General features: G+C 68.1%; 14 protein-coding genes. 6 read left to right on the top strand and 8 right to left on the bottom strand.

Annotated features, from left to right (window positions below):
• Nucleotides 1–3: 3 nt before the first annotated feature.
• Nucleotides 4–810 carry a 4-hydroxy-2-oxoheptanedioate aldolase gene (hpaI, locus tag ACIIOY_RS08250; protein WP_411034165.1) on the top strand — a complete coding sequence of 269 codons (807 nt, stop codon included), beginning with the start codon at nt 4–6 and terminating at the stop codon, nt 808–810.
• An 83-nt stretch (nt 811–893) separates the two neighbouring features.
• On the opposite strand, the gene ACIIOY_RS08245 is transcribed toward hpaI, so the two are convergent.
• Together ACIIOY_RS08245 and ACIIOY_RS08240 are read right to left on the bottom strand one after the other, a co-directional pair.
• Complete coding sequence (locus ACIIOY_RS08245) at nt 894–2,372, bottom strand: aldehyde dehydrogenase (RefSeq protein ID WP_411034164.1); 1,479 nt, start codon at nt 2,370–2,372, stop codon at nt 894–896.
• A gap of 39 nt (nt 2,373–2,411) precedes the next feature.
• Complete coding sequence (locus tag ACIIOY_RS08240) at nt 2,412–3,863, bottom strand: APC family permease (protein ID WP_411034163.1); 1,452 nt, start codon at nt 3,861–3,863, stop codon at nt 2,412–2,414.
• Nucleotides 3,864–4,096: 233 nt separating this feature from the next.
• On the opposite strand from ACIIOY_RS08240, the gene ACIIOY_RS08235 reads away from it, so the two are divergent.
• Nucleotides 4,097–4,846, top strand: coding sequence for an IclR family transcriptional regulator (locus tag ACIIOY_RS08235; RefSeq protein ID WP_411034162.1), 750 nt, complete (start codon nt 4,097–4,099; stop codon nt 4,844–4,846).
• A 23-nt stretch (nt 4,847–4,869) separates the two neighbouring features.
• On the opposite strand, the gene ACIIOY_RS08230 is transcribed toward ACIIOY_RS08235, so the two are convergent.
• Nucleotides 4,870–5,334: an Lrp/AsnC family transcriptional regulator gene (locus tag ACIIOY_RS08230; protein WP_411034161.1), complete on the bottom strand. Its 465-nt coding sequence runs from the start codon at nt 5,332–5,334 to the stop codon at nt 4,870–4,872.
• 125 nt (nt 5,335–5,459) lie between these two features.
• Here ACIIOY_RS08230 and ACIIOY_RS08225 point away from each other — a divergent pair, with 125 nt between their 5' ends.
• Genes ACIIOY_RS08225 through ACIIOY_RS08215 form a run of 3 tightly spaced genes read left to right on the top strand, consistent with a single transcriptional unit; the run spans nt 5,460 to nt 8,508 of the window.
• Nucleotides 5,460–5,675 carry an alanine racemase gene (locus tag ACIIOY_RS08225; RefSeq protein WP_411034160.1) on the top strand — a complete coding sequence of 72 codons (216 nt, stop codon included), beginning with the start codon at nt 5,460–5,462 and terminating at the stop codon, nt 5,673–5,675.
• A gap of 53 nt (nt 5,676–5,728) precedes the next feature.
• The gene (locus ACIIOY_RS08220; protein ID WP_411034159.1) at nt 5,729–6,979 is read left to right on the top strand and encodes a D-amino acid dehydrogenase; all 1,251 of its coding nucleotides are present in this window, start codon (nt 5,729–5,731) and stop codon (nt 6,977–6,979) included.
• A 59-nt stretch (nt 6,980–7,038) separates the two neighbouring features.
• On the top strand, nt 7,039–8,508 hold the full coding sequence (locus ACIIOY_RS08215) for a DUF4214 domain-containing protein (RefSeq protein ID WP_411034158.1): 1,470 nt from the start codon (nt 7,039–7,041) through the stop codon (nt 8,506–8,508).
• Between the two features lie 29 nt (nt 8,509–8,537).
• Here ACIIOY_RS08215 and ACIIOY_RS08210 read toward each other — a convergent pair whose 3' ends face one another.
• The 5 genes from ACIIOY_RS08210 to ACIIOY_RS08190 are packed head-to-tail and all read right to left on the bottom strand — an operon-like array spanning nt 8,538 to nt 13,763.
• Nucleotides 8,538–9,287, bottom strand: a complete 750-nt coding sequence (locus ACIIOY_RS08210; RefSeq protein ID WP_411034157.1) for an ABC transporter ATP-binding protein — start codon at nt 9,285–9,287, stop codon at nt 8,538–8,540.
• Nucleotides 9,284–10,117: an ABC transporter ATP-binding protein gene (locus ACIIOY_RS08205; RefSeq protein WP_411034156.1), complete on the bottom strand. Its 834-nt coding sequence runs from the start codon at nt 10,115–10,117 to the stop codon at nt 9,284–9,286. The genes ACIIOY_RS08210 and ACIIOY_RS08205 overlap by 4 nt, the downstream gene beginning before the upstream one ends.
• Complete coding sequence (nikC, locus tag ACIIOY_RS08200; RefSeq protein ID WP_411034155.1) at nt 10,114–11,031, bottom strand: nickel transporter permease; 918 nt, start codon at nt 11,029–11,031, stop codon at nt 10,114–10,116. Before nikC ends, ACIIOY_RS08205 begins: the two co-directional genes overlap by 4 nt.
• On the bottom strand, nt 11,028–12,089 hold the full coding sequence (locus tag ACIIOY_RS08195) for an ABC transporter permease (protein WP_411034154.1): 1,062 nt from the start codon (nt 12,087–12,089) through the stop codon (nt 11,028–11,030). The genes nikC and ACIIOY_RS08195 overlap by 4 nt, the downstream gene beginning before the upstream one ends.
• A gap of 24 nt (nt 12,090–12,113) precedes the next feature.
• Complete coding sequence (locus ACIIOY_RS08190; RefSeq protein ID WP_411034153.1) at nt 12,114–13,763, bottom strand: ABC transporter substrate-binding protein; 1,650 nt, start codon at nt 13,761–13,763, stop codon at nt 12,114–12,116.
• Between the two features lie 313 nt (nt 13,764–14,076).
• On the opposite strand from ACIIOY_RS08190, the gene ACIIOY_RS08185 reads away from it, so the two are divergent.
• Nucleotides 14,077–14,904: a LysR family transcriptional regulator gene (locus tag ACIIOY_RS08185; RefSeq protein WP_411034152.1), complete on the top strand. Its 828-nt coding sequence runs from the start codon at nt 14,077–14,079 to the stop codon at nt 14,902–14,904.
• The last annotated feature ends 25 nt before the right edge of the window (nt 14,905–14,929 follow it).

The following is a 14,929-nucleotide window of genomic DNA, read 5'->3' as shown; positions in this document are numbered from 1 at the left end:
GCCATGCCCGCCCCGAAAAACCGCTTCAAGCAGGCGCTGAAGGAGGGCCGCGCGCAGATCGGCCTCTGGCAGGCGCTCGCCAGTCCCTACACGGTCGAGATCTGCGCGGAGGCGGGCTACGACTGGCTGCTGCTCGACGCCGAGCACGCGCCGAACGACGTGCCGCTGCTCGTCTCCCAGCTCCAGGCGATGAAGGGTTCGGCAAGCCACGCCGTCATCCGCCCGCCGATCGGCGAGACCTGGATCGTCAAGCAATTGCTCGACATCGGCGCGCAGACGCTGCTGATCCCCATGGTCGACGGCAAGGCGACGGCGGAGGCCATGGTGAAGGCCGTGCGCTACCCGCCGCACGGCGTGCGCGGGGTGGGCGCGGCGCTGGCGCGCGCCTCGGCCTTCAACCGCACGACGGACTATCTCCAGACGGCCAATGACGAGGTCTGCCTGCTGCTGCAGGTGGAAAGCCGCGCCGGCCTTGCAGCGCTCGACGCCATCGCCGGCACCGAGGGTGTCGACGGCGTCTTCATCGGCCCGGCCGACCTTGCCGCCGACATGGGCTTCCTCGGAAAGCCCGGCGCGCCCGAGGTGCAGGCCGAGGTGGAGAAGGCGCTGAAAAAGATCCAGTCGCACGGCAAGGCGGCCGGCATCCTCACCGGCGATCTCGGCCTTGCGAAACGCTACCTCGATCTCGGTGCCACCTTCGTCGCCATCGGCAACGACGTGACGCTGCTCGCCAATGCCACGACGAAGCTTTTGGCCGACTTCAAGGCTGCCGATCCGGCGAAGGCCCCCGCAACCGCCAAGGTCTACTGACGCCGCCCGTTGGGGGCGGCCGCCCTAGCGCACGCCGTCGCCGTCCAGCCCCGTGAGCAAACGCCCTTCGGGAATGCGCGCTCCTAGAGCTGGATCCAGGCCGTCTTCAGGTCGACATACTTGTCCAGCGCATGCAGCGACTTGTCGTGGCCGTTGCCGGACTGGCGCACGCCGCCGAGCGGCACGGTATTGTCCGCCCCGCCATAGGTGTTGACATGCACCACGCCCGCGCGGATGCCGCGCACCATGCGGTGCGCCCGCGAGAGGTCGGCAGTCCAGACGGCGGAGGCGAGGCCGTATTCGGTGCCGTTGGCGATGGCGAGCGCGTCCTCCTCGCCGTCGAAGGGGATGATCGAGAGGATGGGGCCGAACACCTCCTCGCGGGCGAGCGTCATGCCCGGCGTCACGTCGAAGACGGTGGGCTCCATGTAGAAGCCGCCCGTCTCGGCGAGGATGCGCCTGCCGCCAGTGCGCAGCCGCGCGCCCTCGGCGAGCGCCTGTTCGGCGAAGGCGAGGTCCTTGCCGAGCTGCGCCTCGCTGGAAACGGCGCCGGCCTCGGTGGTGAGCAGCAGCGGGTCGCCGACCTTCATGGCGGCGGCGATGGCCGCCACCTTCGCGGAGAATTCCTCGGCGATGGAGCGCTCGACGAGGAGGCGCGAGCCCGCCACGCACACCTGGCCCGAATTGCGGAAGATGCCGTAGGCCGAGACCTTCGCCGCCCTGTCGAGGTCCGGCGCATCGGCGAAGACGACGTTCGGCGACTTGCCGCCGAGCTCCAGGTAGACGCGCTTCAAATTGGAGCGGGCGGAATATTCGAGAAGCCGCCGGCCGACCGGGCCGGACCCCGTGAAGACCAGCACGTCGATGTCGGGGTGCAGGCCCATGGCCTCGCCGGCGACGGCCCCGCGGCCGGTGACGACGTTGAGCACGCCTTCCGGCAGGCCGGCCTCCGCGCAGAGCTCGGCAAGGCGCAGCAGCGACAGCGAGGCGGTCTCCGCCGGCTTCAGCACGACGCAATTGCCGGCCGCGAGCGCCGGGGCGATCTTCCAGGCGCCGATCATCAGCGGGAAGTTCCACGGCACGATGGCGCCGACGACGCCGACCGGCTCGCGGTGGACGAGGCCGAGAATGTCGTCGGCCGTCGGCGCGATCTCGCCATAGACCTTGTCGATCGCCTCGGCATAGTAGCGGAAGCTGCCGGCGGCGCTGCCGGGCTCGGCCTTCAGCGCCATGGCGATTTCCGTGCCGTTGTCGCGCACGCCGATGACGGCAAGCTCGAAGGCGTGCCTGTCGATCAGATCGGCGATCCTCAGCAGCACCTTCTTGCGCTCGGCCGGGGCCGCCCTGGCCCAGCGGCCCCTTTCGAAGGCGGCGCGGGCGGCCTTGACGGCGCGGTCGACGTCGAGCGCGCCGGCATCGGCGATCGTCGTCAGCGCCCGCCCGTCGATCGGCGAGACGACGTCCAGCACCGCGCCGTCGGCGGCCTCGCGCCAGGCGCCGTCGATGAAGAGCGACTGGGGAGCGACGGTGAGGTTGCGGAGCGCTTCGATCTTTTCCTGCATGGTCTTTCCTGTCCGGTGCGGCTGTCCCTGACGCTGTCCTCAGACTTCCCGCCCGACGCCGAGCCGCGCGAAGGCGCCGGCATCGCCCGCCTTGAGACGCAGCGCGCAGACGAGGCCGATGGCCGCGGCGATCGGCACGAGGCCGGGCAGGAGCACGGCGAGCGCCCCTTGCGCCCCGGCGAGCGCGCCGAAGTTGGTGGCAATATAGAACACCAGCGCCGAGAGGATCAGCCCCGTTGCCACCGGCAGGACCGCGGTGACGAGCCTGTTGCCTTCGAGGCCCGGATTGCGGCTGAAGAAGACGACTATGGAGAAGGCCGTCAGCGCCATCAGGAGGATGACCGCGAGCGTGCCGACATTGGTGAGCCAGGAGAAGAGCCCCAGCACCGGGTCCTGCCCGGTGACGGCGAAGAGGCCGACGACGAGCACGGCGATGACCGTCTGCACGGCCGAGCCGACATGCGGGCTCTGGAACACCGGATGGGTGACGCCGAGCGCCCGCGGCAGAAGCCCCTCGCGGCCGGCGACGTAGAGATAACGCGCGACGCCGTTGTGGAAGGCGACGACGCCGGCAAACAGGCTGGTGATGAAAAGAAGGCCCATCACCACGCCGATGCTGCCGCCGACATAGCGGTCCGCGAGGCCGAAAAGGAAGGTGGTGGGGTCGGCAAGGCCCTGGAGTTCCGGCACCAGCTTGTCGACGCCCGCGCCGTTGACCATCAGCCATGAGGTCAGCATGTAGAAGAGGCCGATGATCAGCACGGAGATGTAGGTGGCGCGCGGCACGGTCTTTTCCGGCTCGCGGGCCTCCTCGCTGTAGATGGTGGTCGCCTCGAAGCCGATGAAGGCGGCGAAGCAGAACAGGATGCCGATGGCCGGCGTGCCGCTGAAGAAGGCGGCCGGCGTGAAGGGCGCGGCGGAAAGGCCGCTGTCGCCACCCTGGAACAGGATGGCGGCGTCGATGACCAGCACGACGAGATATTCGAGCACCACCAGCACGGCGAGCACGCGGGCGGAAAAATCCACCCGGCGATAGCCGAAGACCGCGACGAGGGCGATGCCGGCATAGGTCCAGACCCACCAGGGCAGGTCGAGGCCGTAGCCGGCGAAGAAACCGGCCGTCGCCGCGCCGAACAGGCCGAAGATGCCGATCTGCATGGCATTGTAGGCGAGGATGGCGACGAGCGCCGCGGCCCCGCCGGCAAGCCCGCCGAGCCCCTGCGCCGTATAGGCGTAGAAAGCGCCGGCATTGCTGATATGGCGGGCCATGGCGACATAGCCGACGGCGAAGAGAAGGAGAACCGTCGTCACGAAGGCGAAGGTCAGCGGAATGCCCGGCCCGTTGCCGAGCAGCATCGACAGCGGGACGCCGCCGGCAACCGCCGTCAGCGGCGCGGCGGCCGAGACGACGAGGAAGGTGATGGCCCCGACGCCGAGGCTGTTCTTGCGCAACTGGTTCGCGCCGCCCGGCGGCACGGTCGTATCCGTCATGATCCTGCTCCCATCCCGGCGGCGCGCCGGGATGCGGCTGCCGCCTTGCTGATGCCGTGCGCGGCGCGCGCGGCGGTTCCCATTGCGAGTTTCGCTTGCGGTTCATTATTTGAACCTTTATTTTGATTATAGACTTGCAAAAGCCCGCCCCGCCGTCAAGTTATTTCTCATGTTAAGTATCATGGGGAATGCCGGAGCAGGAGGGCGCGAAACCAACGGTCCGGAAGAGACGAATGAGCACCATCGGAAAGGCCCTCTTTCTCCTCGACGTCATCGCTGATCTCGGCAGGGACATCGGCCTGTCCGATCTTGCCCGCCTTTCCGCGCTCGACAAGGCGACGGCGCGGCGGTTCCTGGTGGAGCTGGAGAAGCACGGCTTCGTGGAGCAGGACGGCGAGACGCGCAAATACCGGCTCGGCGCGGCGCCCGTGCGCCTTGCCCGCATCCGCCAGGCGCGCTTTCCCTTCGTCGCCGTCGCCGCTCCCTTCGTCAAGGCGCTGGCGGACGAAGCGGGCGAGACCGTCCACCTCTCGGAATTCTCCGGCGGGCGGCTTGCCACCATCCATGTCGAGGATTCCTCGCAGGCGCACCGCGTGATCGTCGATGTCGGCGCGGCCCTGCCCTTCCACGCCACCGCCTCGGGCCTCGCCTTCCTCGCCTTCCTGTCCCCCGCCGAGATCGACAGGGCGCTGGCGGGGCCGCTGGACCGCTTCTGCCCGCAGACCGTCACCGATGCGGGCGCGGTGCGCGAGCTCCTGCGGGAAACGGCGGAACGCGGCTTCTCGATCAGCCGGCAGGGCTTCGAGATGGGCGTCATCAGCGCCGCCGCACCGATCATCGCGCCGAACGGCCGGCCGGTCGGCGCGCTCGCCGTCGCCGCGCCCACGGCCCGCGCGGATACGGCGAGGATGCTGGACATCGGCCCGAAGATCGCCGCCGCCACCCGCGGCATCGCGGAAAAATACTACGGGACGAAGCGCTGACCCGTTCGAGGGGCGTGCAGGCCCTAACGCCGTCCCCTGGGCCGCGTCGCCAGCACGTTGCGGATCGCAAAGCTCGAATGGATCCGCGATACCCCCGGCATGGCCGAGAGGATTTCCTTGTGGATGCGCTCGAACTCGCCGGCACTGGCGACCTCGACGCGCAGGAGGTAGTCCGAACCGCCCGTCATCAGGAAACATTCGCGGATTTCCGGGTGCTTGCGCACCGCCGCCTCGAAGCGGTCGAGGTGTTCCTCCGTCTGCCGCTCCAGCGTGATGTTGATGATGACGGCGATGGAGGACTCGGCGTTTCCGGCATCCACCAGCGCCGTATAGCCGCGGATCACGCCGGCCTGCTCCATCAGCTTGATCCGCCTGAGGCAGGCGGAAGGAGAAAGGCCGACCTCGCCGGCCAGGCGCGCATTGCTCATGCGCGCATCGAGCCGAAGGAGCCGCAGGATGTTGCGGTCGATCGCGTCCAGTGCCGTCATTGCAGATCATTCCATTTTCTCGTCGTTTCTTTCAAAAATCATGACTTTGCGCAAGAATAAAGCGCTGTTTCGTCGGCAATTTCACGATCCTTTCAATAACCTCCACGGGAAACGGGAGGCGGGAGATGGACGGCGCGGCACAGTCGGCAATTCGGGGCGGAACGACCGGTACGGGCGGCGCGTCGGGCCACCTGACCGTCGATCTTGCGGCCCTTGCCCGCAACTATGGAAAGCTTGCGGCAAAGGCCGCGCCGGCGCGCGCGCCGGCGGCGGTCAAGACGGACGCCTATGGCATCGGCGCCGACCGGGTCGCCCCGGCACCATTTCCTGCGAGGCCCTGACCGGCCTCGGCCGCCGCTACCGCTGAGCCCGCCTCCTTCCCGATGAGGACACCATGAAAGTCATCGTTCTCGGCGCCGGCATCGTCGGCGTCACCTCGGCCTACCAGCTTGCGAAGGCCGGCCACGAGGTCACGGTCGTCGACCGCCAGCCTGGCCCGGCGCTGGAAACGAGCTTCGCCAATGCCGGCGAGGTGTCCTTCGGCTACTGCTCGCCCTGGGCCGCTCCCGGCATCCCGATGAAGGCGGTGAAGTGGCTGTTCATGCGGCATGCGCCGCTGATCCTGCGCCCGAAGGTCGACGCCGCCATGCTCCTCTGGATGGCGCGGATGCTGCGCAACTGCACGTCCGCCCGCTACGCGCTCAACAAGAGCCGCATGCTGCGCCTTGCCGATTACAGCCGCATCTCGCTTACGGCGCTGCGCGAAGAAACCGGCATTTCCTATGACGAGCGCATGCAGGGCACGCTGCAACTCTTCCGCACCGAGGCCCAGCTCGACGCCTCGGCCAAGGACGTCAAGGCGCTCGCCGCCGACGGCATTCCCTATGAAGTGCTCGACCCGGAGGGCTGCATCCGCGTCGAGCCGGCGCTGGGGCATGTGCGCGAAAGGATCGCCGGCGGCCTGCTGACGCCGAAGGACGAGACCGGCGACTGCTTCAAGTTCGCCAACGCGCTCGCCGGAAAGGCCGGGGCGCTCGGCGTGCGCTTCGCCTGGAACACCGAGGTCAAGGGCCTCGACGTCGAGGCAGGCCGGGTGCGCGGCGTGCGCACCGGCACGGGACGGCTTCCCGCCGATGTCGTCGTCGTCGCGCTCGGCAGCTATTCGCCGCTTCTCGTGCGGCCCTTCGGCATCCGCCTGCCGGTCTATCCGGTCAAGGGCTACTCGCTGACCATCCCGATCACCGACGCCGCCCGCGCGCCGGAATCGACCGTGATGGACGAAACCTACAAGATCGCCATCACGCGCCTCGGCAGCCGCATCCGCGTCGGCGGCATGGCGGAGATCTCCGGCTACACCAACGACCTCGGCAAGGCGCGCCGGCACACGCTGGAGCACTCGGTCATGGACCTCTTCCCCGGCGGCGACGCGAGCGCGGGCACCTTCTGGTCGGGCCTGCGGCCGATGACGCCGGACGGCACGCCGGTGATCGGCCCGACGAAGGTCGCCGGCCTCTTCCTCAACACCGGCCACGGCACGCTCGGCTGGACGATGAGTTGCGGTTCCGCCCGCCTCGTCGCCGACCTCGTGTCCGGACGGGCGCCGGAGATCGACGCCACCGACCTTGCGATCGCACGGTACGGCTGAGCGGCCGCCCGGTCTTGCCAGCGGCTGCCGGCGTGCTAGCTTCCGGCAGGGACGATCGCATGACGGCAAGCGGAGGTTTCGAGGCTGTGCACGGATATCCGTCAAGAGACCGGGCGAAGGCCGCATCGCGGACATTCCTGCACGCCTTCGCGGCGGCGGCATTCCTCTTCCTGGCGGCCGGCAGCCGGCCGGTTTCGGCCGAGATCGTCTGGGGCGTGAACGGCCACCCGATCAATTCCTATCCGGGGGTCTCCTTCGCGCAGCAGCTGGACCTCGTGCAGGATCTCGGCGCGCGGTCCTATCGCGTCGACATTTCCCGGCTGGCATCGGCGGACAAGCTGGCAGCGCTCGTCGCCGAGGCGCTGCCACGCGGCATAAAGATCGTTCCGGTGCTCACCCCCGACGTCGACCTCAAGGCGATGAGCGAGGACGAGCTCTACGAACGGTCCCATACGCTGGCAAGGACGCTGGGGACGCGGTTCCGGGACGAGATCCGCGTGTGGGAGCTCGGCAACGAGCTGGAGAACTTCGCCATCATCCAGCCCTGCGAGACGCGGGACGACGGCACGGTCTATCCGTGCGAATGGGGGCCGGCCGGGGGCGTCGGCGCGCTCGACTACTACGGCCCGCGGTGGGCGAAGGTCCGCGCGGTCCTGCGCGGGCTTTCGGAGGGAATGACCGAGGCCGACCCCACCATCCGCAAGGCGATGGGCACGGCGGGATGGGGACATACCGGCGCGTTCGAGCGCATGCGCGCCGACGGGATCGGCTGGGACATCTCCGTCTGGCACATGTACGGCGGCGACTACGAATGGGCCTTCAAGCTGCTTGCCCAATATGACCGGCCGATCTGGGTGACGGAATTCAACCATCCGTTCGGCAGCAGGGACGGCGCGAAGGCCCAGGCCGAAGGGCTGGTGCAGCAGATGGAGCGGCTGCGGGAGCTCGAAGCCCTCTACCGCATCGAGGAGGCCCATATCTACGAGCTTCTCGACGAAACCTACTGGGCGCCCGATTTCGAGGCCTTCATGGGTCTGGTGGAGCTCGAAGGCAGCGCGCAGGACGGCTGGAAGATCGGCGCGCGCAAGCCGGCTTACGAAGCCGTGCGCCAGGCGATCCGCACGCCGCGGACCGGGCCCGGGCCTGCCTGCGACATCGCGGAGATACGCAAGCTTCCCGACGACGCCTTCCGCAAGGCGAGCCTCGGCTACTGCCTGGTGCTGGACCGGGCGGCGGACAGAAGCGAGGCCGAGGGCTGGGTCCGGTCGCTGCAGGACGGCATGAGCGAGGCCGACATGCTTGCCGGAATGCTCGCCTCGGACGAGTTCAGCCAGAAACATGCCGTGCCGGGCATGAGCGACGGCGCCTATATCGACCTCCTGTACCGGGTCCTGCTGGGCCGCCCGGCAGACGGCGCCGGCCGCGACGCCTATCTCGCGCAGTTGCGCGCGGGAACGGCGACGCGCGAGACGATCGCCAGGGCAATCGTGCAGTCGGGCGAATTCGCCGACAGGTATGCCGGCCGGTGAAGGGCCTTTCCGGACCGGCGGCCGCCTGATCAGCCGTCGCGCCGGAAGCCCTCACTGGCGGCGAGCAGGCCCCGGGTATAGTCCTGCGTCACCCTGCGCGCGGCAAGGTCGGCGGCGGTGAGCTGCTCGACCGCACGGCCGTTCCGCATCACCATCAGCCGGTCGCACATGTGGGTGACGACGGCAAGGTCGTGGCTGACCATGACGAAGGTGAGGTTGCGGGCGGCGCGCAGCTGCTCGAGCAGGTTCAGCACCTCCGCCTGCACCGAGGCGTCGAGCGCCGAGGTCGGCTCGTCGAGCAGCAGGATGGAGGGCTCCAGGATCAGCGCGCGGGCGATCGCCACACGCTGGCGCTGGCCGCCGGAGAGCTGGTGCGAATAGCGGAAGCGGAAGCCGGAGCCGAGCCCCACCTCGTCGAGCGCCCGCACGATGCGGGCCTCTGTATCGCCGAAGCCGTGGATGGCGAGCGGTTCCAGAAGCAGCCGGTCGACCGTCTGGCGCGGGTGCAGCGAGCCGTAGGGGTCCTGGAAGACCATCTGGACCTTGCGGTAGAACGCTTTGTCGCGCCGCTCGCCGAGCGCCTTGCCGTCGACCGTGATGGTGCCGGCGGAAACGGGCGCGAGGCCCGCGACGGCGCGCAGCAGCGTCGACTTGCCGGAGCCGGATTCGCCGACCAGGCCGAAGGATTCGCCGGGCGCGACCGACAGGCTGACCTCGTCGAGCGCCACGAAGTCGTCGTAGACGACGCGAAGGCCGTTCATGGCGAGGGCCGGCGTCATGTCCTCCACTCCGGCTTGCGGTCGAGGACGGGCAGCGGGTGCCGGTCGGCGCCGATCCCGGGCATGCAGTTGAGGAGGCCGCGCGTATAGGGATGCTGCGCTTCGGAAAGCCTGGAGGCCGGCAGCTCCTCGACGATGCGGCCGGCATACATGACGATGACGCGGTCGCAGAAGGAGGAGACGAGGCGAAGGTCGTGCGAGATGAAGATCAGGCCCATGCCGCGCTCGGCGACCAGCCGGTCGAGGATGGCGAGCACGTCGAGCTGCACCGTCACGTCGAGCGCCGAGGTCGGCTCGTCGGCGATGAGGAGCTCCGGGCCGGCGATCAGCATCATGGCGATCATCGCCCGCTGGCCCATGCCGCCGGAGACCTCGTGCGGATAGAGGCCGAAGACGCGCTCGGGGTCGCGGATCTGCACGGCGGCGAGCATGTCGAGCGCGCGCCTTTTCGCCTCCGTCCTGCCGACCGGCTCGTGCGCGCGCAGCGTCTCGACGATCTGGCGGCCGATGGTCATGACCGGGTTCAGCGAATATTTCGGGTCCTGCAGGATCATAGCGATGCGCTTGCCGCGCAGCGCCCGCCGCTCGGCCTTCGAGGCCGTGAGGAGGTCGATGCCGTTGAACTCCAGCCGCCTGGCGTCGATGACGGCGTGCTCGGCGGTCAGGCCCATGATGGCGCGGCCGGTCTGCGACTTGCCGGAGCCGCTCTCGCCGACGATGCCGAGGCGTTCGCGGCCGAGCGTGAAGGAGACGCCCCGCACCGCCTCGATGACGCCCGTGCGCGTCGGGAAGGAGACGCGAAGGTCCTCGACGCGAAGGAGCGCGCTCACTGGCCGCTCCCGCGCGGGTCGAGCGCATCGCGAAGGCCGTCGCCGAGCAGGTTGAAGCCGAGGCTGACGATGAGGATGGCGAAGCCCGGCATGGCGGCGACCCACCATTGATCGAGGATGAAGCGGCGGCCGGAGGCGATCATCGCGCCCCATTCGGGAAGCGGCGGCTGCGCGCCGAGGCCGAGGAAGCCGAGGCCGGCCGCCGTGAGGATGATGCCGGCCATGTCGAGCGTCACGCGCACGATGAGCGAGGAGATGCAGAGCGGCATGATGTGGCGCAGCACGATGCGCCAGGGCGAGGCGCCCATCAGCTCGACGGCGAGGATGTAGTCGGAATTGCGCACGGTCAGCGTCTCGGCCCGCGCGATGCGCGCATAGGGCGGCCAGGAGGTGATGGCGATGGCGATGATGGCGTTGCCGATGCCCGGCCCCAGCGCCGCGACGAAGGCGAGCGCCAGGACGAGCTTCGGGAAGGCGAGGAAGATGTCGGTGATGCGCATCAGCACCGCATCCACCCAGCCGCCGGCATAGCCGGCGACGGTGCCGACCAGAAGGCCGATGGGCGCGGCGATGACCGCCACCAGGAGCACCACCTGCAAGGTGAGGCGCGAGCCGTAGACGAGGCGCGAGAGGATGTCGCGGCCCTGGTCGTCCGTGCCGAGCCAGTGCCCCGGCCCCGGCGCCATGAGGCGGGCCTTCGCAAGGTCGCCGACATAGGGCGAATGGGGGGCGAGGAGCGGCGCGAAGACGGCGAGGAAGACGAGGCCGAGGATGATCAGGAGGCCGACGACGGCGAGCCGGTTGGCGGAAAAGCGGCGCCAGGCGACATAGGCGCGGCCGAGCCGGGCTTGCAGGCGCGATTGCGGGCGGTCGGTCAGAAGCCACTCGCGGCGGGTCATCGTGGCCTCGCTCATCGGGTCCTCGTTCGGGGATCGAGCATGCGGTAGAGCACGTCGGACAGAAGGTTGATGGCGATGAAGACGGAACCGATGACGATGGTGCCGCCGAGCACCGCGTTCATGTCGGCGTTTTGCAGCGAATTGGTGATGTAGAGGCCGAGGCCCGGCCAGGCGAAGACGGTCTCCGTCAGCACCGAGCCTTCGAGCAGGCCCGCATAGGAGAGCGCGATCACCGTGACGAGCGGCACCGCCGCGTTGCGCAGCGCATGGCGCCAGATGATGCGCGTCTCCGACAGGCCCTTCGCACGCGCCGCGACGATGTACTCCTGGCCGAGCTCGTTGAGCATGAAGGAGCGCGTCATGCGGCTGATATAGGCCATGGAGAAATAGCCGAGCAGCGAGGCGGGCAGGATGATGTGCGAGACGATGTCGCGAAAGGCCGCCCAGTCGCGGTTGATGACGGCGTCGATAAGGAAGAAGCCGGTGACGGGCATGAAGGTGTATTCGAACACCACGTCGATGCGGCCGGGGCCGGAGGTCCAGCCGAGGCGGGCATAGAAGACGAGGAGCGCGAGAAGCCCGAGCCAGAAGATCGGCACCGAATAGCCGATGAGGCCGACGATGCGCACCACCTGGTCGGCGATGCTGCCGCGCCTGACGGCCGCGAGCACGCCGAGTGGAATGCCGAGCGCGGCGCCGATGACGGTGCCGACGGTGGCAAGCTCCATGGTGGCGGGGAAGACGCGGCGGATGTCGGCCATCACGGGATTGGTCGTCAGGACCGATGTGCCGAAATCGCCCTGGAGAACGCCCTTCATGTAGAGCCAGAACTGCTGGTAATAGGGCAGGTCGAGGCCCATTTCCTGCCGCACGCGCGCGACGACATGCGCAGGCGCGCGGTCGCCGACGATCGCCAGCACCGGGTCGATCGGCACGACGCGGCCGATGAAGAAGGTGACGGCGATGAGGCCGAGATAGGTGGTCGCGACGACCACCAGGAAGCCGGCGGCCGACTTCAGCCGCGCATGGGCGCGCCGGTTGGCGCGCCTTGCCGGCCCTGGCGTTTCAGTCATAGTCAAGGACGCGGTCCTTCCGGCCTATTCCTTGGAAACGGGCGCGAGCGGGTTGGAATCGAAGCTCGGCCCCAGCCTGTAGCCCTTCACGTTGCCGCGCACGCCCGCGACCTCGATCTGCTGGAAGATCATGACGAAGGGGCTGGTGTCCAGCGCCTCCTGCTGGAGCTTCCTGTACATCTCGGCGCGCTTGTCCGCGTCGCGTTCCAGGAGGGCGGCCTTCACCTGCTCCGTCAGCGTCGGGATCTCCCAGGCATTGCGCCAGGCGAGCGTCTTGACCGACGCGTCGTCGCCGTTGTCCGGGTTCGAGGTGAAGGCTTCCGCATTCGAGTTCGGATCCCAGTAGTCCATGCCCCACTGGCCGATATACATGTCGTGGTTGCGGGCGCGGTACTTGGTCAGCGTCTGCTTGCCGTCGCCGGGGATGATCTCGACCTTCACGCCGGCCTGGCCGGCGGTCTGCTGGAAGGATTCGGCAATACCGGTCACCGGCTGCGTGTTGCGCACGTCGAAGGTGACGGAGAAGCCGTCCTTGAGGCCCGCCTTCTCCAGGAGTTCCTTGGCCTTGGCGACGTCGAACGTGTAGGGGTTCGCATCCAGCGCGCCGAGCACGCCCTTGGCCTGGTAGGTCTGGCGGATCTCGCCGATGCCCTTGATGAGCGTCGAGCCGATGGCGTCGTAGTCGACGAGATACTTGAAGGCCTCGCGGACCTCTGGCTTGGCGAGGTTCTCGTTCTTCTGGTTGAGGCTGATGTAGTAGACCGTGCCCTTGGGGGCGCTGGTCGTCGCAAGGTCCGCGTTCTTGGAAACGGCCTCGAGATCGCCCGGCTCCAGGTTGCGGGCGACGTCCACGTCGCCGGCCTCCAGCATCAGGCGCTGGGTCGCGCTTTCCTTGACGTGGCGGTAGATGACGCGGTTGAGCGCCGGCTTCTCGCCGTAGTAATTGTCGTTGCGCTCCAGAACGAGGATTTCGTTGGCGCGCCAGTCGCGGATCTTGAAGGGGCCGGAGCCGGCATAGTTGGTCTTCATCCACGCATAGCCGAAATCGGTGTCGTACTTGTATTCCTCGCTCGGCGTGGTGGGCTCGGCATGCTCCATCACCAGCTTCTTGTCGAGCACGGCGCCGACGGTGGCGGTGAGGCAGTTGAGGACGAAGCTCGGCGCATAGGCCTTGTCGACGGTGAAGACGAAGGTGGTCTCGTCCACGGCCTTGGCCTTTTCGGTCACGTTGTCGCCGTTGAGGCCGAACTGGGTGAGGATGAAGGCGGGGCTCTTGTCGAGCTTGACGGCCCGCTCGAAGGACCAGGCGACATCCTCGGCGGTGATCGGATTGCCGGAGGCGAACTTGATGCCCGGCTTCAGCTTGAACGTATAGGTGAGGCCGTCGTCGGAGACGGTCCAGCTGTCGGCGATGCCGCCCTTGACCTTGGTCGTGTCGTCGATGTCGAGGCGCACCAGCATGTCATAGGCGTTGCCGATGAACTCGGCCGGGCTCAGCTCGAAGGATTCGGCCGGGTCGAGGGTGATCGTGTCGTCGATCGCCCAGGCCTGGACGAGCGTATCGGCCGGCGTCTCGGCGAAGGCCGGCGCAGCGCCGCCGGCAACGAGCAGCAGCGAGAAGGCGGCGCCGGCGAGCAACGGACGAATGCGCGTGTTGATCTTTTCCCTGTTCATTCCAGTTCCCCGTTTCCAATGGTTTGTCCTTCAGGCCCCGGCGCGGATCGATGCGCCGGGGCCGTTTTCAAAATTCAATCACGATATCACGGCCAAAAACAATCCCCTTTCGGAACCATTTCCTTTTCGTTCCGCCTGCCGATGGAATTGCTAATTGACTGATGAATCATATTGATCCGGCATGCATGGCGGCGCCTGCCCGCGGCGAGCCTCCCCGCGGGCGAGGAGGTCGGCAACGGCGGCGGGAAAGACAGAGGCAAACGGGATCGAATAGGTTATGAAAGCAAAAGAATTGCACTGAACGGGGAAAGCCATGGATATCGACCGGGCCCGCACCTTCCTTGAGATCGTCCATACCGGCAGTTTCCTCAAGGCCTCCGAACGGCTGCACATCACCCAGACGACGGTCAGCGCGCGCATCCGCACGCTGGAGGAGGCGCTCGGGCGCAAGCTCTTCGTGCGCACGCGCAACGGCGCGGCGCTGACGGCGGCCGGCCGGGAGTTCGAGCGTTTCGCGCAGGCCTTCGTCCAGGTGTGGGAGCGGGCGCGCCAGCGGCTCACCGTGCCGCCGGGCCGCACCAGCCTCGTGGCGGTCGGCGGGGAAATGAGCCTGTGGAACCCGCTCATGCTCGACTGGCTGGTGTGGATGAAGCGGCAATGCCCGCAAATCGCCATCCACGCGCAGGTCGGCCTTCCCGACCAGTTGCTCGAACAGCTGCGCACGGGCGTGCTGGACGTCGCGGTGCTCTACGCGCCCAAGCTGATGCCCGGCTTCAGGATCGAACTGCTGGAGGAGGAGCATCTGGTGCTGGTGCGCAAGGCGCCCGGTCCCGGAGAGAGCGGCGAGTCGGACTATGTCCACGTCGATTGGGGCGCGCCGTTCGCCGGGCAGCACGGCTTTGCCGAGCCGGCGCTCCAGGTGGGCTTCGGACCCCTTGCCCTCCACTATATCCTGCGCGCCGGCGGCATGGGCTATTTCCGCAAGGGAACGGTCGCGCCCTATCTCGACGGCGGAGAGCTCGAACGGGTGGAAGGCGCGCCGGAATTCCCCTACCCGGCCTATGCCGTCTACCCGGAATCGGCCGGGGAACGCCGCGACGTGCAGGACGCCCTGCACGGCCTCAGAGAGGTTGCCGGCTGACGGCCGGTCCACGGCGGCATCCTTT

Source organism: Shinella agrisoli (assembly GCF_046557955.1).
Lineage (GTDB): Bacteria > Pseudomonadota > Alphaproteobacteria > Rhizobiales > Rhizobiaceae > Shinella.
The sequence above is the reverse complement of the archived record's forward strand: the minus strand, read 5'-3'. Positions and strand labels throughout refer to the sequence as shown.

Coding starts and splice junctions, on each gene's coding strand:
- ACIIOY_RS08220 (WP_411034159.1), top strand. CDS start 5,729: ATGAAAGTCATCGTTCTCGGCGCCGGCATCGTCGGCGTCACCTCGGCC.
- nikC (WP_411034155.1), bottom strand. CDS start 11,031: ATGAGCGAGGCCACGATGACCCGCCGCGAGTGGCTTCTGACCGACCGC.
- ACIIOY_RS08195 (WP_411034154.1), bottom strand. CDS start 12,089: ATGACTGAAACGCCAGGGCCGGCAAGGCGCGCCAACCGGCGCGCCCAT.
- hpaI (WP_411034165.1), top strand. CDS start 4: ATGCCCGCCCCGAAAAACCGCTTCAAGCAGGCGCTGAAGGAGGGCCGC.
- ACIIOY_RS08245 (WP_411034164.1), bottom strand. CDS start 2,372: ATGCAGGAAAAGATCGAAGCGCTCCGCAACCTCACCGTCGCTCCCCAG.
- ACIIOY_RS08240 (WP_411034163.1), bottom strand. CDS start 3,863: ATGACGGATACGACCGTGCCGCCGGGCGGCGCGAACCAGTTGCGCAAG.
- ACIIOY_RS08210 (WP_411034157.1), bottom strand. CDS start 9,287: ATGACGCCGGCCCTCGCCATGAACGGCCTTCGCGTCGTCTACGACGAC.
- ACIIOY_RS08190 (WP_411034153.1), bottom strand. CDS start 13,763: ATGAACAGGGAAAAGATCAACACGCGCATTCGTCCGTTGCTCGCCGGC.
- ACIIOY_RS08185 (WP_411034152.1), top strand. CDS start 14,077: ATGGATATCGACCGGGCCCGCACCTTCCTTGAGATCGTCCATACCGGC.
- ACIIOY_RS08225 (WP_411034160.1), top strand. CDS start 5,460: ATGGACGGCGCGGCACAGTCGGCAATTCGGGGCGGAACGACCGGTACG.
- ACIIOY_RS08215 (WP_411034158.1), top strand. CDS start 7,039: ATGACGGCAAGCGGAGGTTTCGAGGCTGTGCACGGATATCCGTCAAGA.
- ACIIOY_RS08235 (WP_411034162.1), top strand. CDS start 4,097: ATGAGCACCATCGGAAAGGCCCTCTTTCTCCTCGACGTCATCGCTGAT.
- ACIIOY_RS08230 (WP_411034161.1), bottom strand. CDS start 5,334: ATGACGGCACTGGACGCGATCGACCGCAACATCCTGCGGCTCCTTCGG.